Genomic DNA, 23,275 nt, shown 5'->3' on the forward strand with positions numbered 1-23,275 from the left:
CGGCATAGCCCCGGCCCGCCGCGCCGCGCAATTGCACCCGGTGGATGCGCTGCGCAGCGAATAGCCCGGCGCTGGTAGGGCCGTTTATATTTCGACCTGGGTGCCCAGCTCGATGACCCGGTTGGTCGGCAACTGGAAGTAGCGCAGGTTGCTGTTGGCGCTCTTCAGCAGGAAGGCGAACAGCGATTCGCGCCAGGCCATCATGCCGATGCGCTTGGCCGGAATGATGGTTTCTCGGCTGAGAAAATAGGTGGTGCTCAGCGGCGTGAAATCGAGGAAGTCATGGGGGTTGCGCTCCAGCGCGGCCGGCACATTGGGCTCGTCCATATAGCCGAAATGCAGGATCACGCGGAAGAAGCCCTCGCCGAAATTGTCGACCTCGAAGCGTTTGGCCGGCGGCACGTGGGGATGATCGGCGATGTGCACGGTGAGCATGACGATCTGCTGGTGCAGCACCTGGTTGTGCAGCAGGTTGTGCAGCAACGCATGGGGCACCGCATCCGAGCGGGCGCAGAGGAATATCGCGGTGCCACGGACCCGGTGCGGCGGCTGCAGGGCGATGCTGGAGACGAATATCGGCAGCGGCAAGGAGGTTTCGTCGAGGCGGTCGACCAGCAGCTCGCGGCCACGCTTCCAGGTGGTCATCAGGATAAACAGGGCCGCGCCGGCGACCACCGGGAAGGCCCCGCCCTCGGCGATCTTGGGAATGTTGGCGGCAAAGAACAGCACGTCGACCACGAAGAAGCACAGCAGCAGCGGAATCGCCAGCCAGCGCGGGCTCTTCCACAGCAGCAGGGCGACGGCGGCGATCAGCAGGGTGTCGATCAGCATGGTACCGGTGACCGCTACGCCATAGGCGGCGGCCAGGGCACCCGAGCTCTGGAAGCCGATCACCAGCAGGATCACCCCGACCATCAGCGCCCAGTTCACCACGCTGATATAGATCTGCCCTTCCGCGCTGCTGGAGGTGTGTTGGATCTGCATGCGCGGCACGAAGCCGAGCTGGATGGCCTGGCGGGTCAGGGAGAAGGCGCCGGAGATCACCGCCTGCGAGGCGATGATGGTGGCCAGGGTGGCCAGGCCGATCATGGGTATCAGCGCCCAGGCGGGTGCCAGCAGGTAGAAGGGGTTGCGTGCCGCCTCCGGGTTGTCCAGCAGCAGGGCGCCCTGGCCGAAATAGTTGAGCACCAGGCCGGGCAGCACCAGGCCGAACCAGGCGCGGGTAATCGGCGTGCGGCCGAAGTGACCCATGTCGGCATACAGCGCTTCGGCGCCGGTCAGCGCCAGCACCACGGCGGCGAGTATGGTGATGCCGATGCCCGGGTGGCTGATAAAGAAGTTCAGGCCCCACCAGGGATTGAGCGCGTGCAGCACATCGGGGTGGCGGATGATGCCGTAGATGCCGAGCGCGCCGAGGGTGGTGAACCACAGGCCCATGACCGGGCCGAAGAGGATGCCGATGCGTGCGGTACCGTGTTTCTGGATCAGGAACAGACCGATCAGCAGGGCGACGGTGATAGGCACCACCCAATGGCCGACGCCCGGCAAGGCGACGTCCAGCCCCTCCACCGCCGAGAGTACCGAGATCGCCGGGGTGATCATGCTGTCGCCGTAGAACAGCGCCGTACCGCCCAGCCCGGCCAGCACCAGCCACCGCGACAGGCGTGGGTAAGTCTGGGTGGCGCGGCGGGCCAGGGCGGTCAGGGCCATCACCCCGCCTTCGCCTTCGTTGTCGGCGCGCAGGATGACCAGCACGTATTTCAGCGTCACCACCCACATCAACGACCAGAAGATCAGCGAGAGAATGCCGTAGACCCCGGCCTGATCGACGCTGACGCCGTAGTGGCCGCCAAACACTTCCTTGAGGGTATAGAGCGGGCTGGTGCCGATATCGCCGTAGACCACGCCGAGGGCGGCGACGGTCAGGCTCAGGTTGCGGGGGCTGGTGTTGGAGTGACTCATGACCGGACCTTGGTATGCACAGGCGGCGCATGCTGCGCCAGCTGGTGAGTCTAGGCAAGCGTCAGGCCCCGTGCGGCAGAAACCCAGTGCGAGGCATTTGGCCGCAGCGTCTTAGCGGCGTGCCGGCACCGGGCGGGTACGGCCGCTGCCGTCGATGGCGACAAAGACGAATACCGCCTCGGTGACCTTGCGCCATTCGCTGGACAGCGGGTCGTCGCTCCACACCTCGACCAGCATCTGGATCGAGCTGCGGCCCACTTCCACGGTCTGGGTATAGAAGGACAGCTGCGCACCGACCGCCACCGGCACCAGGAAGGCCATGCGGTCGATGGCCACCGTGGCCACCCGGCCGCCGGCGACCTTGCTGGCCATGGCGGTACCAGCCAGGTCCATCTGCGACACCAGCCAGCCGCCGAAGATATCGCCGAAACCGTTGGTTTCGCGCGGCAACGCGGTCAGTTGCAGGGCCAGATCGCCCTGCGGGATGGGATCTTCCTGTTCGTACTCGATCATGATGGTGGGGCCCCGGTGCCTGATTGTTATGCTTGGAGTGGTGTGGGCGGTTCTGCAAAGGTTTTGCCGGCGGCCAAAGCTTTGCACAACCCCCTGTGGCCCAGTCGGGCCGTGCGCGCAGTATATCGGGCGGCGCGTCAGACGACGACCGCCGGGTTCTGTATTTGTCGGCTCGCTCCCAACTGCCGGGGTGCGCTGCAATTTGCTATCGTGGCCCGGCTGCCCCACAGCGCCAACCATCCCTTGCCTGATAAGAAGAAGCTGCCGCCCATGTCTTCCGTGCCCTCCGGCGCCGCGCGCCCGTTGACCCGTAGCGACTACAAGACTCTTTCGCTGTCCGCCCTCGGCGGGGCCCTGGAGTTCTACGATTTCATCATCTTCGTGTTCTTCGCCGCCGTGGTCGGCAAGCTGTTCTTCCCCGCCGAGATGCCCGAGTGGCTGCGCCAGTTGCAGACCTTCGGCATTTTCGCCGCCGGCTACCTGGCGCGGCCGCTGGGCGGCATCGTCCTGGCGCACTTCGGCGACCTGCTCGGGCGCAAGCGCATGTTCACCCTGAGCATCTTCCTGATGGCCGTGCCGACCCTGCTCATGGGCCTGTTGCCGACCTATGCGCAGGTCGGCATCTGGGCCCCGTTGGCGCTGCTCGCCCTGCGTGTGCTGCAGGGCGCGGCGATTGGCGGCGAGGTGCCGGGGGCCTGGGTGTTCGTCGCCGAACACGTACCGCAGCGGCATATCGGCTTCGCCTGCAGCACCCTGACTGCTGGTCTGACCGCGGGCATCCTGCTGGGTTCCCTGACCGCTAGCCTGATCAACCGGGTATTCAGCCCCGAGGAGTTGCTGAGCTACGCCTGGCGCATCCCGTTCCTGGTCGGCGGGCTGTTCGGCCTGATCGCGGTCTACCTGCGCCGTTGGCTGGAAGAAACCCCGGTATTCGCCGAGATGCAGTTGCGCCAGGCGCTGGCCGCCGAGTTGCCGCTGAAAGCCGTGGTGCGTGAGCATCGCCCGGCAGTGATCCTGTGCATGTTGCTGACCTGGGTGCTGTCGGCCGGCATAGTCGTGGTGATCCTCATGACCCCGACCCTGCTGCAGACCCTGCACGGCTTCAAGCCGGCCGAGGCGCTGCAGGCCAACAGCCTGGCCATCGTGTGCCTGAGCCTGGGCTGCGTGCTGGCCGGTTGGGCGGCGGATCGCTACGGCGCCGGTCGGGTGTTCGTGGTCGGCGGCCTGCTGCTGTTGCTCAGCTCCTGGACCTTCTATAACAGCCTGAGTAGCCATCCCGAGTTGCTGCTGCCGCTATACGCCCTGGCCGGACTGTGCGTCGGCATGATCGGCGCCATTCCCCTGGTGATGGTCACGGCCTTCCCGGCAGTGGTGCGTTTCTCCGGGCTGTCGTTCTCCTACAACCTGGCCTACGCCATCTTTGGCGGGCTGACGCCGATCCTGGTCAGCCTGTTGCTGAAATGGAGCCCGCTGGGCCCGGCCTACTATGTCGCGGCTCTGTGCCTGCTGTTTATGCTGATCGGCGGCTGGCTGTGGCAACGCCAGGCGGCGCAGCCTGTGCTGGGGTAGGTTGGGTTGAGGCGCGCAGCGCCGAAGCTTTGTAGGGTGGGTGGCGCGGGGCAGAGTCTGAGAATCAACTACGGAATTTGCGCGCCACGTAACCCACCAGGCGCTAATCGGCCTGCCCTCTCTGGCGGGTTACGGCGCAGCTGACTACGCGGCAGCAGATAGCCCGTGGTCATGCGCCCCGCCCGACGGACTACGTTTTCACACAGCCTGTTGCGGGCCTGTTTATTTTTCCCGCTTTAATCTAATTGTCACAATCTGTTCATAGAGTGTTCATGCGGCCTGCCAATACTTGGCCCCGTTCAATCCAACACTAGTTTTCCAGGAGTAAGGCATGAAACTGAAGCGTTTGATGGCGGCCATGACTTTTGTCGCCGCTGGCGTCGCCACCGCCACTGCGGTTGCTGCTGTCGATCCGGCTCTGCCGAGTTATGCAAAAACCTCCGGCGTATCGGGCAACCTGTCCAGCGTCGGTTCCGACACCCTGGCCAACCTGATGACCCTGTGGGCCGAGGACTACAAGAAGCTCTACCCGAACGTGAATATCCAGATCCAGGCCGCCGGTTCCTCCACCGCGCCACCTGCCCTGACCGAAGGCACTTCCAACCTCGGCCCGATGAGCCGTGCGATGAAGGACAACGAACTGCAGGCCTTCGAAGAGAAGTTCGGCTACAAGCCGACCGCCATCCCGGTGGCAGTCGACGCCCTGGCCGTGTTCGTGCACAAGGACAACCCGATCAAGTCGCTGGACATGGCGCAGGTCGACGGCATCTTCTCCGCCAACCGCCTGTGCGGTGGCAGCAATATCAAGACCTGGGGCGACCTGGGCCTGAGCGGCGAGTGGGCCGGCAAGCCGGTGCAGCTGTTCGGCCGTAACTCGGTATCCGGTACCTACGGTTACTTCAAGGAAGAAGCCCTGTGCAAAGGCGACTTCAAGTCGAATGTCAACGAGCAGCCAGGTTCGGCTTCCGTGGTGCAGTCGATCTCCAGCACAGTGAACGCCATCGGTTACTCGGGCATCGGCTACAAGACCGCCAGCGTACGTGCCCTACCGCTGTCGAAGAAGGGCGGCGAAGCCTTCGAGGCCAACGAAGCCAACGCCCTGGCCGGCAAGTACCCGCTGTCGCGCTTCCTGTTCGTCTACGTCAACAAGGCGCCGAACAAGCCGCTGAGCCCGCTGGAAGCCGAGTTCGTCAAGATGGTGCTGTCCAAGCAAGGCCAGGAAGTGGTGTTGAAGGATGGCTATATCCCGATGCCGTCCAAAGTGGTCGCGAAAACCCTGAAGGATCTGGGTCTGTAAGCAGCCCTGGAAGTGCCGCCGGGCGATAAGTCTGGCGCACTACTCGACGCGCCCGCTACTCTTTGGAGTCGCGGGCGTTGTCGCGTCACCGCACTGTAATCTTTCTGTCATACAAGGCCGTTAGATTTAGCGCCTGCTCAAATCAGGCGCGCGCGCGTGCAACCGCCCAGAGAATTTCGCATGAACGACTTGGCCAACGACTCCATGACCGCATCCTCGAACAACAGCCAACGGCTGGACTTCAACACCCCGGCCCTGCTGCGCAAGCGGCGCATGCGTGCGCTCAAGGACCGTTTGGCGCACTGGTATGTGTCCATCGGCGGTTTGGCGGTGCTGGCCTGCATCACCCTGATCTTCTTCTACCTGGCTTATGTGGTGCTGCCGATATTCGCCGGCGCCGAGCTGGACTCGCGCAAGGCCCAGCAGCCGAGCTGGCTGGCCGGGCAGGGCGAGGCCTTGCTGCTGGCGGTGGAAGAGCAGAACAAAGTCGCCATGCGCCTCAATCGCGCGGGCCAGGTGCAGTTCTTCAGCCTCAAGGACAGCGCCCTCCTTAACGCTTACCAGCTGGCCTTGCCGGCTGGTGCCAGCATCATTTCGGTGAGTCAGGACCAGCCCGGCAGCCGCCGCGTGGCGCTCGGCCTGTCCAGCGGTCAGGCCCTGGTGTTCCAGCATGACTACAAGGTCAGCTATCCGGACAACGTCAAGACCATCACCGCGAAACTCAGCTACCCCTTCGGCGAAGCGCCTCTGACCCTGGATACCCAAGCGCGTGCCCTGGAGCATGTGGCGATCAGCCAGAACGACGATACCCTGTTGCTCGGCGCCTCGACCGGCGCCGAACTGCACCTGCTGTCGCTCAGCCGCAGCGAGAACCTGCTGACCGGCGAAACCAGCCTGGAAGAGCAGCGCATCGCCCTGCCGCAGATCGCCGCGCCGATCAAGGAACTGGTCATCGACCCGCGGCAGATGTGGCTGTACGTGATCAACGGCAAGGCCACCGCGGATGTCTTCGACCTGCGCAACAACAGCCTCAACGGCCGCTACCAGCTGCTCGACGGCGGCGCCGAGGTGACCACTGTGACCCAGCTGCTGGGTGGCATCTCGCTGATGGTCGGCGACAGCCAGGGCACTATCGCCCAGTGGTTTATGGTGCGCGACGCCGACGACAAGTCGACTCTGACGCGCATCCGCGACTTTCAGCTGGACGGCAGCGCCATTACCCAGATTCTCCCGGAAGAGCGCCGCAAGGGCTTTATCGCCCTGGATGCCGACGGCACCCTGGGCATCTTCCACAGCACCGCGCACCGTACCCTGCTCACCGAGCAGGTGGCCGATGGTGCCGCCATCGCCGCCCTGTCGCCGCGTGCCAACCGCGTGCTGGTGGAGTCCCAGGGCCAGGTGCAGCGCTTTGTGGTGGACAACCCCCATCCGGAAATTTCCTGGAGTTCGTTGTGGAGCAAGGTCTGGTACGAAAGCTATGACGAGCCCAAGTACGTCTGGCAGTCGACCTCGGCCAACGGCGATTTCGAGCCGAAGATGAGCCTCGCGCCGCTGACCTTCGGCACCCTCAAGGCGGCCTTCTACGCCATGCTGCTGGCCGCGCCGCTGGCTATCTGCGCGGCGATCTACACCGCCTATTTCATGGCCCCGGCCATGCGCCGCAAGGTCAAGCCGGTGATCGAACTGATGGAGGCGCTGCCGACTGTGATCCTCGGCTTCTTCGCCGGCCTGTTCCTCGCCCCCTATGTGGAAGGCCATCTACCCGGCATCTTCAGCCTGTTGCTGCTGACCCCGGTGGGCATCCTGCTGGCCGCCTACGGCTGGAGCCGTCTGCCGGAGAAAATCCGTCTGGTCATTCCGGACGGCTGGGAAGCGGCCCTGCTGATCCCGGTGATACTGCTGATCGGCGCCGGCTCCCTGGGCATGAGCGGGCACCTGGAAAACTGGTTCTTCGGCGGCGACATGCGCCTGTGGATCAGCAACGATCTGGGCATCGCCTTCGACCAGCGCAACGCCCTGGTGGTGGGCCTGGCCATGGGCTTCGCGGTGATCCCGAACATCTACTCGATCGCCGAAGACGCCGTGTTCAGCGTGCCCAAGAGCCTGACCTTCGGCTCCCTGGCCCTCGGTGCCACGCCCTGGCAGACCCTGACCCGGGTGGTGATCCTCACCGCCAGCCCGGGGATCTTCTCGGCGCTGATGATCGGCATGGGCCGGGCGGTCGGCGAGACCATGATAGTGCTGATGGCCACCGGCAACACGCCGATCATGGACATGAACATCTTCGAGGGCCTGCGCACCTTGGCGGCCAACGTGGCGGTGGAGATGCCCGAGTCGGAAGTCGGCAGTACCCACTACCGTGTGCTGTTCCTCTCCGCGCTGGTGCTGCTGACCTTCACCTTCGTGATGAACACCCTGGCGGAAGTCATACGGACCCGCCTGCGCAAGAAATATGCGTCCCTGTAAGCATGCCCGCGCAGCGGGCCATCCGATGACCCTCGCCCCTTGGGGAGACGACTGCATGGATGCAGGAGGTAGGGCGACGCAGGATGCTAAAGCCGAGGGTGCTCGCAGGGCGGGAAAGCGGAGTGCGCTCCGGTTAGCGAATTTGATAAAGGTATGACTAGGTGAAACAGCAAAACCTCAAGTCCTGGTTCAAGAGTGGCGCGCCCTGGGTGTGGATGACCGCCGGCGGCGTGTCCATCGCGGTGATCATGACCCTCGGCCTGCTGGCGGTGATCGCCACCCGCGGCCTCGGTCACTTCTGGCCGGCCGATGTGGTCGAGTCGCGCTACCAGGTGCCCGGCGAGGAGTCCCGCCTGATCGCCGGCGAACTGACCCAGGCCGAGCAAGTGCCGCGCGCGCGCCTGGCCGCCGCCGGCCTGCCGGTGGACGTCAAGGGCGGCGAGTTTATGACCCGCGAGCTGCTCAAGGTGGGCAACCGCGAGCTGTTCGGCGCCGACTTCAGCTGGGTGGTGGCCGAATGGCTGAGCGACTCGCGCACCCCGGCCGAGCTGCTGGTGATGGAGCGCCGCGAGTGGGGCAACTTCTATGGCTACCTGGTCAACGTCAAACAAGGCGGCCAGTTGGTCGCCGAGGGCGAAGCGGCCTGGGGCGAGTTGCAGCAACGCATCGCGCGTATCGACGAACTGCATGAGCAGATCAGCAAGCTGGAGAAGAAGGACATCGGCCGCATCAACGCCGGCCTCGAGCGCCTGCGTCTGCAGACCCGCCGCCTGGAGCTGGACAAGCAGTTGGATGCCGTCGCCCAGGCCGACCTGGACGCCCAGCGCGCCGAGTGGGATGCCCAGTACCAAGTGCTGGAGGCCCAGCTGATCGAGCTGCACACGGCCTTCGAGCGCGACAGCGTGACGCTCAAGACGGTCGACGGCCGCGAGCAGGAAATCAGCCTGGGCAAGGTGGTGCGCGCCTACCAGCCGAACGCCATGGGCACCCTCGACAAGCTCGGCTTCTACTTCGCCAAGTTGTGGGAGTTCGTCAGCGACGACCCGCGCGAGGCCAACACCGAAGGCGGGATCTTCCCGGCGATCTTCGGCACCGTGATGATGACCCTGATCATGGCGGTGATAGTCACCCCGTTCGGCGTGATGGCGGCCATCTACCTGCGCGAATATGCCAAGCAGGGCCTGATGACCCGCATCATCCGCATCGCGGTGAACAACCTGGCCGGCGTCCCGGCCATCGTCTACGGCGTGTTCGGCCTGGGCTTCTTCGTCTACGTGCTGGGCGGCTCGATCGACAGCCTGTTCTTCGCCGAGGCGGCACCGGCGCCAACCTTCGGCACCCCGGGCCTGCTGTGGGCCTCGCTGACCCTGGCGATCCTCGCCGTGCCGGTGGTGATAGTCGCCACCGAGGAAGGCCTGGCGCGTATCCCGCGGGCGCTGCGCGAAGGCTCCCTGGCGCTCGGTGCGACCAAGGCCGAGACCCTGTGGAAGGTGGTGTTGCCGATGGCCAGCCCGGCCATGATGACCGGCATGATCCTCGCCGTGGCCCGCGCCGCCGGCGAAGTGGCGCCGCTGATGCTGGTCGGCGTGGTCAAGCTGGCGCCGGCACTGCCGCTGGATGGCAACTACCCCTACCTGCACCTGGACCAGAAGATCATGCACCTGGGCTTCCATATCTACGACGTCGGCTTCCAGAGCCCCAACGTCGAGGCCGCGCGGCCGCTGGTGTACGCCACCGCGCTGCTGCTGGTGCTGGTGATCGCCCTGCTCAACCTCAGTGCGGTGTTTATCCGCAACCATCTGCGCGAGAAGTACAAGGCGCTGGATCATTGAATCTGAGCAGCAAGCCTCAAGCCGCAAGCTTCAAGTGGAAGCGCCCGGCTGTTGACTTGCCGCTTGTAGCTTGCAGCTTGTAGCTGTGAACGGAGTGAAACCATGCAGCACGGAACACAGACTCACGGTATCGACATCTCGGCCCTGGGCCGCGACAAGCAGAGCCTCAACCTGGCCGCCGAGAGCGTGGCCATCGCAGTACCGGGGCTGAACCTGTACTACGGCGACAAGCAGGCGCTGTTCGATGTGCAGATGAACATCCCCAGGCAGCGCGTCACCGCCTTTATCGGCCCGTCCGGTTGTGGCAAGTCGACCCTGCTGCGCACTTTCAACCGGATGAACGATCTGGTCGACGGCTGCCGCGTGGACGGCGAGATCAACCTCGACGGGCGCAATATCTACCGCAAGGGCGAAGACGTCGCCGAACTGCGTCGCCGGGTCGGCATGGTGTTCCAGAAGCCCAACCCCTTCCCCAAGAGCATCTACGAGAACGTGGTGTACGGCCTGCGCATCCAGGGCATCAACCAGAAGCGCGTGCTCGACGAAGCGGTGGAGTGGGCGTTGAAGAGCGCGGCGCTGTGGGACGAGGTCAAGGACCGTCTGCACGACTCGGCGCTGGGCCTGTCCGGTGGTCAGCAGCAGCGTCTGGTGATCGCCCGTACCGTGGCGGTGCAGCCGGAAGTGCTGCTGCTCGACGAACCCTGCTCGGCGCTGGACCCCATCTCCACGCTGAAAGTCGAAGAGCTGATCTACGAACTGAAATCCAAGTACACCATCGTCATAGTCACCCACAATATGCAGCAAGCCGCGCGGGTGTCGGACTACACGGCCTTTATGTATATGGGCAAACTGATCGAGTTCGGCGATACCGATACGCTGTTCACCAACCCGGCGAAGAAACAGACTGAGGACTACATCACCGGTCGCTATGGTTGATGGCGCGTAACGCCACAGCCTCAAGCCGCAAGCTTCAAGCGGCAAGTGAAAGGCAGCCCAGAACGACGACACACCGGCTTGAAGCCTAAGGCTTGAAGCTTGCAGCTTTCGCGGAGCGAACCAGCATGATCAACAAAGACAGCCTTACCCACCATATCTCCCAGCAGTTCAACGTCGAGCTGGAGGAGGTGCGCAGCCATCTTCTGGCCATGGGCGGGCTGGTCGAGAAGCAGGTCAACGACGCGGTCACCGCGCTGATCGACGCCGACTCCGGTCTGGCCCAGCAGGTGCGCGAGATCGATGACCAGATCAATCAGATGGAGCGCAATATCGACGAGGAGTGCGTGCGCATTCTCGCCCGCCGCCAGCCGGCCGCCTCCGACCTGCGGCTGATCATCAGTATCTCCAAGTCGGTGATCGACCTCGAGCGCATCGGCGACGAGGCGACCAAGATCGCCAAGCGCGCCATCCTCCTGTGCGAGGAAGGCGAAGCGCCGCGCGGTTACGTCGAGGTCCGGCATATCGGCGATCAGGTGCGCAAGATGGTGCAGGAGGCGCTGGACGCCTTCGCCCGCTTCGACGCCGACCTGGCGCTGTCGGTGGCGCAGTACGACAAGACCGTCGACCGCGAATACAAGACCGCCCTGCGCGAACTGGTCACCTACATGATGGAAGACCCGCGTTCGATCGCCCGCGTGCTCAATATCATCTGGGCCCTGCGCTCGCTGGAGCGCATCGGCGACCACGCGCGCAATATCGCCGAACTGGTGATCTACCTGGTGCGCGGCACCGATGTGAAGCATATGGGCCTGACCCGCATGCAGGAAGAAGTGCAGGGCACCCACAAGGGCAGCTAGGCCCCATTGCGACCCAGGTTGCTCCTGCGCGGGAGTGACCTGGGCGGCAGAAACTCGCGCGCTAGCGATATTCGATTGGCCTTTGGCCAGCAGCCGCGACTATGCTTAAAGCCATTACAACAGGAGTGGCCGATGAGCAAAGTCAGCGTACTGGTGGTGGACGATGCAACCTTTATCCGCGACCTGGTGAAGAAGGGGCTGCGCGATCACTTTCCCGGCGTACAGATCGAGGAAGCGGTGAATGGGCGCAAGGCCCAGCAGCTGCTCGGTCGGCAGAGCATCGACCTGATCCTGTGCGATTGGGAAATGCCGGAAATGTCCGGCCTGGAACTGCTCAGCTGGTGCCGCGAACAGGACAGTCTGAAAACTGTGCCCTTTATCATGGTCACCAGCCGAGGTGACAAGGAAAACGTGGTGCAGGCGATTCAGGCCGGCGTCTCCGACTTTATCGGCAAGCCCTTCTCCAACGAGCAGTTGGTGACCAAGGTAAAAAAAGCCTTGAGTCGCGCCGGCAAGCTGCAGAGCCTGATGACCGGCGCGCCGCCCAAGATGCTCAGCACCGGTGCCTACGCCAATGACTCGCTGTCCGCCCTGACCGCCGGCAAGGCCGAGGTGCTCAAGCCCGCGGCAGCGCCAGCAGTGGCTGCCGCCGCGGCCTTCGCCGGCAAAGCCGCCGCGAAAAAAGTGCCGGCCAGCAGCGCGCCCAGTGGCCGTGGCCAGGGCCAATTGCGCCTGCCTTCCGGCATCATGGCCTGCGTGATCAAGGCGCTCAGCCTCAAGGAGGCGCAACTGGTGGTGAAGCGTGGCGAGGTGCTGCCCCAGGTGCTGGAAAGCGCCGTGCTCGATCTGGAGCAGGGTGAGGCGGCGGAAACCGCCCGGCTCAATGGCTACCTGCATGCCGTGGCGGCCTTCGAGCCCAAGCCAGACAGTGAGTGGCTGCAACTGACCTTCAAGTTCGTCGACCGTGACCCGCAGAAGCTCGACTATCTTTCGCGGCTGATTGCCCGCGGCACGGCGCAGAAGCACTTTATCCCGGGGGCGTAACTGGGGTTTTGCCGCATCCTTCAGCGAGTTCTGTCACAGGTCTGCAGATGCTGCCTCGCATGGCGTTGCCAGCGCTGCTAGTCTCAAGGGTCCGGGCAGGCAAACCATTAGATCCGAGTCGTTATGCTAGGGCGTCTGATATTACTCTGCGGTGCGTTGGCCTTGGCGGGCCAGGCTGGCGCATTGACCATCTACAAGTACACCGATGCCAACGGCGTGGTGACCTATACCGATAAGGCCGCGCCCGGCGCCCAGGTCTTCGTGTTCCGCGATCGCATGGTCGAGCGCCTGGACCAACAGGTGAAGCTGGAGACCAAGAAGCACGCGGCCGGCGAAACCCTGCTGGTGCGCAACGACCTCTATGCCCCGGTGCAGATCGAGTTGCGTCTGGATCGGCTCGAAAACGTCGTGGGAGCTCCCGACAAGCCCATCCGCTGGGTGCTGCCGCCGCGCAGCACCATCCGCCTGGCCACCCTGGCCGCGCGCGACCCCAGTAAGCCACTGCATTACAAAACCAAGCTGCGCTACGCCCTGGGCGATCCACGTTTGCTGCCGACGCAAAACAGTTACCCACTGCCTTGGCGTGGCGGCCCGTTCAAGCTGACCCAGGGCGCCAACGGCAAATACAGCCACTTCACACCCAAGGGGCGCTATGCCCTGGATATCGCCATGCCCCAGGGCACGCCGATAGTCGCCGCCCGTGGCGGGGTGGTGGTGAAGAGCGAAAACCGGCAGAGCGGGCGCGGCAACAACCCTTCCGGCAACTTCGTGCGCATCCTGCACGACGACGGCACCATGGGCGTCTACCTGCACCTGCTGCGCGGCTCGGTGAGCGTGCAGGAGGGCCAGCGTGTCGAGGTCGGCACCCACCTGGCGAGTTCCGGCAATACCGGCAACAGCACCGGCCCGCACCTGCACTTCGTGGTGCAGCGCAATGTCGGTTTCGCCCTCGAGTCCATTCCCTTCCGCTTCAGTCAGCCGGTCAACAGCCTGCCCAACTTCGCGGTGGGCGGGGAGTAGAAGGCTAGCTACAAGCGGCAAGTAAAAGCGAAAAGCCGCACACTGATTCGCTTGCAGCTTGCAGCTTGCAGCTTGCAGCTTGCAGCTTGCAGCTTGCAGCTTGCAGCTTGCAGCTCAGTCCAGCTTAAGCACCTTGGCCAGGACTATCTTCGGCCCTTTCATCTTCTTGACGATGATGCGCAGGCCGTCGACTTCCAGCACTTCCTCTTCCTCGGGCATGCGCTTGAGGGTTTCGTAGATCAGCCCGGCCAGGGTTTCCGCCTCGACATGATCGAGGTCGACGCCGAGCAGGCGCTCGACCTTGAACAGCGGCGTGTCGCCCCGCACCAGCAGCTTGCCCGGCTGGTAGGCGAGGATGCCGCGCTCGGCCTTGCGGTGTTCGTCCTGAATATCGCCGACCAGGGCCTCCAGCACGTCTTCCATGGTCAGGTAGCCGATCACCTTGCCGTCGGCTTCTTCGACCAGGGCGAAGTGCGAACCACCCTGACGGAACTGCTCGAGCAGGTTGGACAACGGCATATGCCGGCCAACCCGTTCGATCGGGTGCATCAACTCGGCCAGTTTGAGGGCCGAGGGCAGCATTTCCAGCAGCGACAGGTGCAGCAGCAGATCCTTGATATGCAGCACGCCGACGAACTCGCCGCTGTTCTCGTCATACACCGGGTAGCGGCTGTACTTGTGCCGGCGAAACAGGCTGAACACCTCATCCAGGGTCGCGGCCAGCGGCAGATAGACCAGATCCTCGCGGGAGTTGGCCCAGTCCACCACCTCCAGTTCGCCCAGCTCCACCGCCGAGGCCAGTACGCGCATGTCCTGGTCGCTGGGGTCGCTGGCGCGGCTGGAGTGCAGAATCAGTTTCAGCTCGTCGCGGCTGTAATGGTGCTCGTGGTGCGGCCCCGGCTCGCCTTGGCCGGCGATGCGCAGGATGGTGTTGGCGCTGGCATTGAGCAGGAAGATCGCCGGGTACATGGCCCAGTAGAACAGGTACAACGGCCCGGCCGTCCACAGCGACAGTAACTCGGGTTGGCGGATCGCCCAGGACTTGGGCGCCAGTTCGCCGACCACTATGTGCAGGTAGGAAATGATAAAGAAGGCGCTGAAGAAGGCGATGCCGTGCACCAGCTTCGGCGAGTCGATGCCGATGGCCTCAATCAGGGGGCCGAGCAGGTGGGCGAAGGCCGGCTCGCCGACCCAGCCGAGACCCAGGGAGGCCAGGGTGATGCCCAGCTGGCAGGCGGAGAGGTAGGCATCCAGCTGGCTGTGCACGGTGCGCAGGATATGCCCGCGCCAGCCGTTCTTGGCCGCCAGGGCTTCGACCTTGGTGGCGCGCAGCTTGACTATGGCGAACTCGGCGGCAACGAAGAAACCGTTGAGCAGGACCAGGAACAGGGCGAATAGAACGAGGCCGAAATCGGCGAAGTAGGTAGTGGCGGTGTAACTCGTGGAGGGGTCCATACGGGGTTCGGGTAGTGAATGAGCGCTAAAGGGTGGGGGCAGTTGCCGGGTTTTGCAAGTACGCGGCCGGCTATTGGCCGCGTCGCACCGCCTGCAGGGCGGGGAAATGGCAGGTAAAGGTGCTGCCCTTACCCAGGCTGCTGACTATCTCCAGGCGCGCGCGGTGGCGCAGCAGCACGTGCTTGACGATGGCCAGGCCCAGCCCGGTGCCGCCGGTATTGCTGGCGCGGCTGGAGTCGACCCGGTAGAAGCGCTCGGTCAGGCGCGGCAGGTGCTTGGCTTCGATGCCCGGGCCGTTGTCCCGCACCGCCAGGTGTGCGCCCTGTTCGTCGCCCCACCAGCGGATCTGGATCTCGCCTGCGGCCGGGGTGTATTTCACCGCGTTGAACACCAGGTTGGAGAAGGCGCTGCGCAGCTCCGCCTCGCTGCCCTTGAGCTTGAGGTGCGGGTCGGCCTCCAGGCTGATGCGATGACCGCGTTCGGCGGACAGCGCCAGGGCGTCGCTCTTGATCGACAGCAGCAACAAGTCGACCGCCACCGGCTGGTTGTCCGAGGGGTAGTCGGTGGCTTCCAGCTTGGCCAGCAACAGCAGATCATTGAGCAGGCTCTGCATGCGTCCGCCCTGTTGCTGCATCTGTTGCAGCGCGCGCAGCCAGCGTGGGTTCACCGCCTCGACGTTGTCCAGCAGGGTCTCCAGGTAGCCGGCGATCACCGTCAGCGGCGTGCGCAGCTCATGGGACACGTTGGCGACGAAATCTTTGCGCATCTGCTCCAGCTGGTACAGGCGGGTGATATCGCGCACCAGCATCAGCAGCTCGCGGTTGCCGTACTGGGTGACATGAAATTGCAGACGGCAGCGGTCGTTGATCGGCGAGGGCAGCTCCAGCGGCTCCTGATAGTTGCTGCCTTCGAAATACTCGATAAAGCGCGGGTCGCGCACCAGGTTGGTGATCAGCTGGCCGCTGTCCTGCGGGGTTTGCAGGCCCAGGAGCTTTTCCGCGGCGAGGTTCCACCATTCCAGGTTGCCGTCGCGGTCGAGCATGATCACCGCATCCTTCAGCGCGGCGGTGGACTCCTGCACCCGGTCGATCACCGCCTGCAGGCGGCCGCGGGCTTTCTGATCGCGGCGTTGCAGGTGATAGATATTGTCGAAGACTTCGCCCCACAGGCCATAGCCATCGGGTGGCGGCTCATTCGCCTGGCGGGTGCGCAGCCATTGGTGCAGGCGCAGCAGTTGGCGCAGATGCCAGCCGAGGTAGCCGCCCAGGCCGAGCACCAGGGCCCAGGCGTACTGGCCGCTGATCAGGCCGAGCAGCAGGCAGGCGCCGACCAGTAACAGCACACGACGTATCAGGGGGCCGCGCCAGTTTTGCTTCACGTAAAGCTCATCCGCCAATTCATCCATTTTGCCCGGCCGCTGCGCGCGGCCGGTTGGCCATCTTAACCCAGTGGTCGTGCGCTAGCTTTTGCTGGAGAAGCGATAGCCGGTGCCGCGCACGGTCTGTACCAGGTTCTCGTAGACCTCGCCGAGGGCCTTGCGCAGGCGGCGGATATGCACGTCGACGGTGCGCTCCTCGACATACACGTTGCCGCCCCAGACCTGGTCGAGCAGTTGGCCGCGGGTGTAGGCGCGTTCCTGGTGGGTCATAAAGAATTGCAGCAGGCGGTATTCGGTGGGGCCCATCTCGGCCGGTTTGCCGTCGTTGGTGACCCGGTGGCTGAGCGGGTCGTGCAGCAGGCCGCCGATCTCGATCGGCCCTTCGCTGTCGATCGGGCCGGCGCGGCGCAGCACCGCCTTGAGGCGCGCGACCAGCTCGCGGGGCGAGAACGGCTTGGTGATGTAGTCATCGGCGCCGACTTCCAGGCCCTGGATCTTGTTGTCCTCTTCGCCCTTGGCGGTGAGCATGATGATCGGGATGTCGCCGGTCAGCTCGTCGCGCTTCAGGCGACGCGCCAGTTCGATGCCGCTGGTGCCGGGGAGCATCCAGTCGAGCAGAATCAGGTCGGGTTTGCGGTCGACGATAATGGCATGGGCCTGCTGGGTGTTTTCCGCTTCCAGGCACTCGTAACCGGCCATTTCCAGGGCCACGGCGATCATTTCACGGATCGGTGCTTCGTCATCGACGATCAGGATGTTCTTGCCAACCATGGTCAAGCCTCGGGTCATCTAGCTGTAATGGGCTGCATTAGATAACGGAATTATTGCAGCGATATGACAAAAGGGTGGCGCCGCCCATCCTAGACAGCCAGGGCGTAGTCCACGACCAGGCCGATAAAGATCGCCAACCCGGCCCAGTGGTTATGCAGAAAGGCGTTGAAGCAGGCCATGGGTTTGCGGTTGCGGGTCTTGTGATATTCCCAGGCGAAGCAGGCGGCGGCGCCCAGCAGGCCGAGGTGGAAATAAACCCCCAGCTCGAAACGCGCGCCGGCCAGCAGCAGGCAGAGCAGGGCCAGGCCCTGGAGGATGACGATGATCAGGCGGTCGGCATCGCCGAACAGGATGGCGGTGGATTTCACCCCGATCTTCATATCGTCGTCGCGGTCGGCCATGGCGTAGTAGGTGTCGTAGGCCACTGTCCACAGCAGGTTGGCGATATACAGCAGCCAGGCCTCGGCCGGCGGCAGTTCACCAGTCACAGCGCTGAAGGCCATCGGCATGCCCCAGGAGAAGGCCGCGCCCAGCACCACCTGCGGGTAGAAGGTGTAGCGCTTCATAAAGGGGTAGCAGGCGGCCAGGGCCAGGGCGCCGAAGGACAGCCAGATGGTGGTGGTGTTGGTAAACAACACCAGCACGAAGCTCAGTGCGACCAGGATGGCGAAGAGGATCAGCGCCTCGCGTGGCTGCACCTTGCCGCTGGCCAGGGGACGGGCCTGGGTGCGTGTGACGTGGCCGTCGAAGTGACGGTCGGCGTAGTCGTTGATCACGCAGCCGGCGGCGCGCATCAGTATCACCCCGAGCACGAAGATCAGCAGGTTCTTCGCGCTCGGCACGCCTTCGGCCGCCACCCACAGTGCCCACAGCGTCGGCCACAGCAGTAGATAGATGCCGATGGGCTTGTCCAGGCGCATCAGCTGGACGAAGTCCCAGGCGCGCGGGTGCAGGCGATCGAGTGAGTGCAGCAGGCGGGTATACATGGACGCGTCTCCGTGCGGGTTGCGCGGATTATACGGAGTCGGCGTGGGATGGGGCGATGCGTAGGATGGGTTAGACGCGTAGCGGCGTAACCCATCAAAGCGACGCAGATGATGGGTATCGCTGCGCTCAACCCATCCTACGGCTCGATAGCGGCCGCGACCCAGAAGGCCGGCAGAAAGACTTCGGCCACCAGCACGCCCAGTGGCCCGCGGCTGAAACAGGAGCGCCGCGCCCACAGGCGCTCGGCACGCACCGCGCTGGGCAGCCAGGCGGCCGGGTAGTGGCAGACCTGCATGGCGCCGCGGTCGAAGGCGCTGTCGCTGAACAGCAGTTCACCCAGGGAGCGGCTGCCGAGCCGCTCCAGATCCAGGCCCGAGCCCTCCAGCACGCTGCGCGCGGCCACGCTGCGAGCGAACACCCAGGGTTGGCCATGGCCGCGCAGGTACACCTCGCGCGCCCAGCCCTGGCTGTCGGCCGCCACGCCGAGGGCGGCGCATTCATCGTGGCGCAGCGGCTGCCAGCCCTCGAACAGCGGGGTGACGCTAAAGCCGTCATGGGACAAGGCGGTCAGGCGGCGGGTCAGCGAGTCTTCATTGAACAGCCAAGCGTGCACCCCGGCGGCAGGCGCGGGATGCAGTTGCTCGGCGGTCAGCCAGAGCGGCGGGTGGGCAAGGGCGGTGTGGGGCACTGGGGTGATTCATGGCGTGGCTGAGGCGCGCGAGTCTACCACGGCCCTCATGGCCGAGCAGAAGGCCGCCCGGCCCGTTGCCATAAGGTGCGCCGGGCGGCACCCGACTTTGGTTGGCCGCCAGCGGCGGTCTTTCGTCGCCCCGCGGCTTGGCGCTCCTGCGCATTTACGGTAGCTTGCCCGCGCAATAGCCTAGAGAGTCGCCCGAGGTAGTTATGAAGAAGTGGCAATGTGTGGTCTGCGGCCTGGTTTACGACGAGAGCCTGGGTTGGCCCGATGAAGGCATCAGCGCCGGGACGCCCTGGCAGGATGTTCCGCAAGACTGGCTGTGCCCCGACTGCGGGGTGGGCAAGCTGGATTTCGAAATGATCGAAATCGCCTGATTAAAAGATGGCTTACGGCGGCTGCACAGCCGCCGTTTTCTTGTGGCGGGGTCAATTGCCAGCCACCTGACCTGGCTTGCTGCGGCGCGGATAATTGGGCTAGGGTCGAGACGATTGTCGGCAACGGTGGAGCGGGGTGGTTATGCGCAAATGGCAATGTGTGGTCTGCGGCTTTGTCTATGACGAGGCCGCCGGCCTGCCGGAAGAAGACGTAGCACCGGGCACCGCCTGGGAAGATATCCCGGCCGATTGGCTGTGCCCGGATTGCGGCACGGGCAAAGCAGACTTCGAGATGATCGAGATAACCTGATCCCGGCCACGGCGGCCCCTGGCTCGCCGCGTTGCTTTTACCTGAGAGGAAGAGAAGATGGCTGCACCTGTGGTGATAGTCGGTACCGGCTTGGCCGGCTACAACCTGGCGCGCGAGTTTCGCAAACTGGACAGCGACACCCCGCTGCTGTTGATCACCGCCGATGACGGCCGTTCCTATTCCAAGCCGATGCTCTCCACTGGCTTCGGCAAACACAAGGATGCCGACGGCCTGAGCATGGCCGAGCCGGGCGCCATGGCCGAGCAGCTCAAGGCCGAGATCCGCACCCACACCCGCATCAGCGGCATCGATCCGGCGCACCAGCGCCTGTGGATAGGTGAGGAAGCCGTGCCCTATCGCGATTTGGTGCTGGCCTGGGGCGCCGAGGTGATTCGCGTGCCGGTGGAGGGCGATGCCCAGGATGCGATCTACTCGATCAACGACCTGGAAGACTACGCGCGTTTCCGTGCCGCGGCCGCCGGCAAGCAGCGGGTGCTGTTGCTCGGCGCCGGCTTGATCGGCTGCGAGTTCACCAATGACCTCAGCCAGGGCGGTTACCAGGTCGAACTGGTCGCGCCGTGCGAGCAGGTGATGCCGGGCCTGCTGCATCCGGCCGCAGCCGCGGCGGTGCAGGCGGGCCTGGAAAGCCTGGGCGCGCGCTTTCACCTGGGGCCGGTACTGGCCAGCCTCAACCACCAGGGCGAGGCCCTGGAAGCGCACCTGTCGGACGGCACCGTGCTGTCCTGCGACCTGGTGCTGTCGGCGGTTGGCCTGCGTCCGCGCATCGACCTGGCGGCGGCGGCCGGTCTGGCGGTCAATCGCGGCGTGGTGGTGGATCGCCAGCTGCGCAGCTCCCACGCCAATATCTACGCCCTGGGCGACTGCGCCGAGGTCGATGGGCTCAACCTGCTCTATGTGATGCCGCTGATGAGCTGCGCCCGCGCCCTGGCCCAGACTCTGGCCGGCAAGCCGACGGCGGTCAGTTACGGGCCCATGCCGGTGACGGTGAAGACCCCGGTGTGCCCGCTGGTGGTGTCGCCGCCACCGCGCGGCATGCAGGGCGAGTGGACGGTGGAGGGCAGCGGCAGCGCTATCAAGGCGCTCTGTCATGACGCCTCTGGCGGTCTGATCGGCTACGCCTTGAGCGGTACGGCCGTGCAGGAAAAATTGGCCCTGAATAAGGCACTCCCCGCACTTTTGGCTTGATTGTCAGTTGTTCTGGCGGATATGCCGTGAAGCTGCCCGATTAAACTGTCGGACAACACTGGCGCGGCTCTAAACGGCATGCCATCCTCCTTGGGTCTGCCGCAGCCCAGAGCTGTTGCGGCGCCTTGGCCGCTGCTCGCGCAGAGCAGCCCCGGACACAACAACAAAAACCGTCAAAGAGGCATTTATGCGTAAACCGGAACTCGCCGCCGCCATCGCCGACAAGGCGGATCTGACCAAAGATCAGGCCAACCGTGTACTCAACGCCGTACTCGAAGAAATCACTGGTGCATTGAACCGCAAGGACAATGTCACTCTGGTGGGCTTCGGTACTTTCGTTCAACGCCACCGTGGCGCCCGCACCGGCAAGAACCCGCAGACCGGTGAGCCAGTGAAGATCAAGGCCAGCAACACCGTCGCCTTCAAGCCGGGCAAGTCCCTGAAAGACGCGGTCAACTGAGTCGCCAAGCCCGGAGCCGCGAGGCTCCGGGTGGTTGTTCCCCGCCCTCCGACACCCTGCTTTCGGCCGGTGTAGTCCCCGCTGCAAACCGCTACAATGCGCCGCCTTTAACTTCCTCTAGCGAGGCCTCGCGCATGAAATTCCGTTTTCTCCTGTGGATGCTGGGCCGCCTGATGGCCAAGGCCAGCCGTGACAATCCCGCGTTTCAGCAGCAACTGGTCGACCGCGATATGGTCTTCCAGCTGCACACCCTGGACGGCAAAGTCGCCCGTCACTTTATCGTCAAAGACCAGCGCATCAGCAGCAAGCGCGGCCCGGCCAACGAGCCGGCCTTCGCCCTGGGCTTCAAGGACGCCGCCTACGGCTTCGCCACCATGAATGCGAAGAACAAGCAGCTGGCCTTTATGCAGGGCATTCAGAACAAGGAGATCCAGATTCAGGGCAACCCGGCTCTGGTGATCTGGTTCCAGGGCCTGACCAAGTACCTGATGCCGAAGAAGAAAAGCGCGGCGAAAAAGGCCGCCTGAGCCGCAGTAACGCGCGCCAGAGCTGGCTGGCGCGCCAGGCATTCGCTAGGCTGAGCTCAGTCATAGTGAGAGCCTGCCCATGCGTTTGCCTATTGTCGCCCTGCTGCTGAGCTGCAGCCTTGCCCATGCCGCGCCGCCTAAAGCCGAAGCCTTCGCCCCGCTGTTGGAGCTGGCCGGCATCCATTTGCTCTGTGAGCAGAGTGCGCCGCTGGTGCAGCGTGGCCTGAGCGAGCAGCAACAGGCGGCGCTGGCCAAGCTGTTTGCCGCCGATGCCTTGTGCCTGGATCTGGCCAAGCGCCTGGCCCGCAGCTTCGACCAGGGCCAGTTGCAGCGCGCCCAACAACTACTCGAAAGCCCCTTGGCGCAAGGCTTTACCGCCGCCGAGCGGGCGGTGGGCGAAAGCGGCGCGGAAGGCTTGGCGGCATACCGCCAGCAACTGGACGCGCGCCCGCCGCGGCAGGAGCGTTTGCAGCTGGTACGGCGTCTGGATGCCGCCGCCCACACCACGGCGCTGGCCACCTTGCTGCGTTATGAGGCGGGCAAGACCCAGGCGCTGCTGGCGCTCAAGGCGCGTGGGGAAAGCATCGATGAGCTGGCCCTGAGCCGCCAGACGAAAGCCCAGAAAGAGGCGCTGCGCGTCTCCAGCGCCGAAGCGGTGGAGTCTTTTATGCTGTACGCCTATCGGCAGATGCCCAGCGAGCAACTGGTCGAGTATGCGGCGCTGTATGAGCAGGCGGAGGTCGCGCTGCTGTTCGAGCGCAGCGTGAAGGTTTTCCCGACCTTATTCGCGACGCGGCGGGCGCAGTTGCGCAAATAACCGCGACTTAGACGAACAAGGGGCCCGTTAGGCCCCTTGTTCGTTGCAGCACCGTCAGTGCAGCGGGTGGAACTGCGCCGCCAGCTCGCGCAGGGCGACTTCCGCTGCCAGTACCTTACTCACCGCTTCCTCGGCCTTGTCGCGACTGATCTCGAGGTTGTCGAACAGGCTTTGCGGGATTTCGCTTTGCGGGCCGGCGCCTATGCCGCGATTGCGCAGCAGCTTGACCGCCAGGCACACCAGATTCGGATAGACCGCGTGGGTGCCGGCGTAATCGGCGTCGTGCTGGAAGCGCAGGGCGCTGGCCAGTTCTTCCGGCATGTCCCAGTAGCGCATCAGCCAGGCGCCGATCTGCTCGCGGCTGATGCCCAGCAGGTGCTGCTCGATATAGCTGTGCGACAGGTGTGGGTTGACCTCCAGGTGGCGGCAGATCAGCGAGAAATGCGGCGGGAAGACGTGCGCCAGGACCAGATAGCCGAAGTTATGCAGCAGCCCGGCGAGGTAGGTCAGGCCGGCTTCCGGGCGCTGGGCGCGGGGGATGGCGCGGGTCAGGCCCTCGATCACCGCGGCGGTATAGATCGCCTGCTGCCAGTAGGGTGTGGCGTGCTGCGGCTGGTCCTTGGGCAGGCTCAGGGTCTTGCCCAGGGCCAGGCCGAGGGCCAGGTTGATCACCAGGTCGAAGCCCAGCACGCGGACTATGGCGTCTTCCACCGAGCGGATCTTGCCGGGGGCGGCGTAGTAGGGCGAAGCCGCCCAGCTGACCACCTGGGCGGCCAGCGCCGGGTCGGTTTCGACCA

Annotated in this window: 22 protein-coding genes; 14 read left to right on the forward strand and 8 right to left on the reverse strand. The window is 64.5% G+C overall.

Annotated elements, in window-relative coordinates:
* Positions 1-84: 84 nt before the first annotated feature.
* Together Q8Q83_RS05985 and Q8Q83_RS05990 are read right to left on the reverse strand one after the other, a co-directional pair.
* Positions 85-1,962, reverse strand: a complete 1,878-nt coding sequence (locus Q8Q83_RS05985; RefSeq protein WP_305622005.1) for a potassium transporter Kup — start codon at positions 1,960-1,962, stop codon at positions 85-87.
* 111 nt (positions 1,963-2,073) lie between these two features.
* Positions 2,074-2,475, reverse strand: coding sequence for an acyl-CoA thioesterase (locus tag Q8Q83_RS05990; protein ID WP_108489167.1), 402 nt, complete (start codon positions 2,473-2,475; stop codon positions 2,074-2,076).
* Between the two features lie 270 nt (positions 2,476-2,745).
* Here Q8Q83_RS05990 and Q8Q83_RS05995 point away from each other — a divergent pair, with 270 nt between their 5' ends.
* From Q8Q83_RS05995 to Q8Q83_RS06030, 8 genes are all read left to right on the forward strand, one after another.
* Positions 2,746-4,044 (forward strand): MFS transporter, encoded by a 1,299-nt coding sequence (locus tag Q8Q83_RS05995; RefSeq protein WP_371132367.1) that lies wholly within the window; start codon positions 2,746-2,748, stop codon positions 4,042-4,044.
* 331 nt (positions 4,045-4,375) lie between these two features.
* Complete coding sequence (locus Q8Q83_RS06000; protein ID WP_305622008.1) at positions 4,376-5,341, forward strand: PstS family phosphate ABC transporter substrate-binding protein; 966 nt, start codon at positions 4,376-4,378, stop codon at positions 5,339-5,341.
* 180 nt (positions 5,342-5,521) lie between these two features.
* The gene (locus Q8Q83_RS06005; RefSeq protein ID WP_305622010.1) at positions 5,522-7,807 is read left to right on the forward strand and encodes an ABC transporter permease subunit; all 2,286 of its coding nucleotides are present in this window, start codon (positions 5,522-5,524) and stop codon (positions 7,805-7,807) included.
* Between the two features lie 215 nt (positions 7,808-8,022).
* Positions 8,023-9,639, forward strand: a complete 1,617-nt coding sequence (gene pstA / locus Q8Q83_RS06010) for a phosphate ABC transporter permease PstA (protein WP_305622045.1) — start codon at positions 8,023-8,025, stop codon at positions 9,637-9,639.
* Between the two features lie 102 nt (positions 9,640-9,741).
* On the forward strand, positions 9,742-10,575 hold the full coding sequence (gene pstB, locus Q8Q83_RS06015; protein WP_305622012.1) for a phosphate ABC transporter ATP-binding protein PstB: 834 nt from the start codon (positions 9,742-9,744) through the stop codon (positions 10,573-10,575).
* A gap of 125 nt (positions 10,576-10,700) precedes the next feature.
* Positions 10,701-11,432: a phosphate signaling complex protein PhoU gene (phoU, locus tag Q8Q83_RS06020; RefSeq protein ID WP_305622014.1), complete on the forward strand. Its 732-nt coding sequence runs from the start codon at positions 10,701-10,703 to the stop codon at positions 11,430-11,432.
* Positions 11,433-11,564: 132 nt separating this feature from the next.
* A complete protein-coding gene (locus Q8Q83_RS06025; protein ID WP_305622016.1) occupies positions 11,565-12,476 on the forward strand; it encodes a response regulator in 912 nt (303 codons plus the stop codon).
* Between the two features lie 123 nt (positions 12,477-12,599).
* Positions 12,600-13,496: a M23 family metallopeptidase gene (locus Q8Q83_RS06030; protein ID WP_305622018.1), complete on the forward strand. Its 897-nt coding sequence runs from the start codon at positions 12,600-12,602 to the stop codon at positions 13,494-13,496.
* 114 nt (positions 13,497-13,610) lie between these two features.
* Here the strand turns inward: Q8Q83_RS06030 and Q8Q83_RS06035 are convergent, their stop codons facing one another.
* The 5 genes from Q8Q83_RS06035 to Q8Q83_RS06055 all read right to left on the reverse strand — a co-directional run bounded on the left by Q8Q83_RS06035 (position 13,611) and on the right by Q8Q83_RS06055 (position 18,775).
* Entirely contained in the window at positions 13,611-14,951 is a 1,341-nt protein-coding gene (locus Q8Q83_RS06035; protein ID WP_305622019.1) for a hemolysin family protein, read from the reverse strand.
* Positions 14,952-15,021: 70 nt separating this feature from the next.
* Positions 15,022-16,329: a phosphate regulon sensor histidine kinase PhoR gene (gene phoR, locus Q8Q83_RS06040; RefSeq protein ID WP_305622022.1), complete on the reverse strand. Its 1,308-nt coding sequence runs from the start codon at positions 16,327-16,329 to the stop codon at positions 15,022-15,024.
* Between the two features lie 81 nt (positions 16,330-16,410).
* The gene (gene phoB, locus Q8Q83_RS06045) at positions 16,411-17,100 is read right to left on the reverse strand and encodes a phosphate regulon transcriptional regulator PhoB (RefSeq protein ID WP_305622024.1); all 690 of its coding nucleotides are present in this window, start codon (positions 17,098-17,100) and stop codon (positions 16,411-16,413) included.
* Positions 17,101-17,189: 89 nt separating this feature from the next.
* Positions 17,190-18,086, reverse strand: a complete 897-nt coding sequence (gene ubiA, locus Q8Q83_RS06050; protein WP_305622025.1) for a 4-hydroxybenzoate octaprenyltransferase — start codon at positions 18,084-18,086, stop codon at positions 17,190-17,192.
* Positions 18,087-18,223: 137 nt separating this feature from the next.
* On the reverse strand, positions 18,224-18,775 hold the full coding sequence (locus Q8Q83_RS06055) for a chorismate lyase (RefSeq protein WP_305622027.1): 552 nt from the start codon (positions 18,773-18,775) through the stop codon (positions 18,224-18,226).
* 215 nt (positions 18,776-18,990) lie between these two features.
* Between Q8Q83_RS06055 and Q8Q83_RS06060 the strand changes: the two genes are divergently transcribed.
* From Q8Q83_RS06060 to Q8Q83_RS06085, 6 genes are all read left to right on the forward strand, one after another.
* Positions 18,991-19,158: a rubredoxin gene (locus tag Q8Q83_RS06060; RefSeq protein WP_305622029.1), complete on the forward strand. Its 168-nt coding sequence runs from the start codon at positions 18,991-18,993 to the stop codon at positions 19,156-19,158.
* A gap of 142 nt (positions 19,159-19,300) precedes the next feature.
* On the forward strand, positions 19,301-19,468 hold the full coding sequence (locus tag Q8Q83_RS06065) for a rubredoxin (protein WP_305622031.1): 168 nt from the start codon (positions 19,301-19,303) through the stop codon (positions 19,466-19,468).
* A 57-nt stretch (positions 19,469-19,525) separates the two neighbouring features.
* Complete coding sequence (locus Q8Q83_RS06070; protein WP_305622033.1) at positions 19,526-20,674, forward strand: NAD(P)/FAD-dependent oxidoreductase; 1,149 nt, start codon at positions 19,526-19,528, stop codon at positions 20,672-20,674.
* Positions 20,675-20,861: 187 nt separating this feature from the next.
* Complete coding sequence (locus Q8Q83_RS06075) at positions 20,862-21,134, forward strand: HU family DNA-binding protein (protein ID WP_305622035.1); 273 nt, start codon at positions 20,862-20,864, stop codon at positions 21,132-21,134.
* 134 nt (positions 21,135-21,268) lie between these two features.
* Positions 21,269-21,661: a helicase gene (locus Q8Q83_RS06080; protein WP_305622037.1), complete on the forward strand. Its 393-nt coding sequence runs from the start codon at positions 21,269-21,271 to the stop codon at positions 21,659-21,661.
* Between the two features lie 79 nt (positions 21,662-21,740).
* A complete protein-coding gene (locus Q8Q83_RS06085) occupies positions 21,741-22,478 on the forward strand; it encodes a hypothetical protein (protein WP_305622039.1) in 738 nt (245 codons plus the stop codon).
* A 54-nt stretch (positions 22,479-22,532) separates the two neighbouring features.
* Here the strand turns inward: Q8Q83_RS06085 and Q8Q83_RS06090 are convergent.
* A partial coding sequence (locus Q8Q83_RS06090; RefSeq protein ID WP_305622041.1) for an HDOD domain-containing protein occupies positions 22,533-23,275 on the reverse strand: 743 nt, incomplete at its 5' end.

The sequence above is a fragment of the Pseudomonas sp. genome (genome assembly GCF_030696055.1).
In the GTDB taxonomy this organism is placed as follows: domain Bacteria; phylum Pseudomonadota; class Gammaproteobacteria; order Pseudomonadales; family Pseudomonadaceae; genus Aquipseudomonas.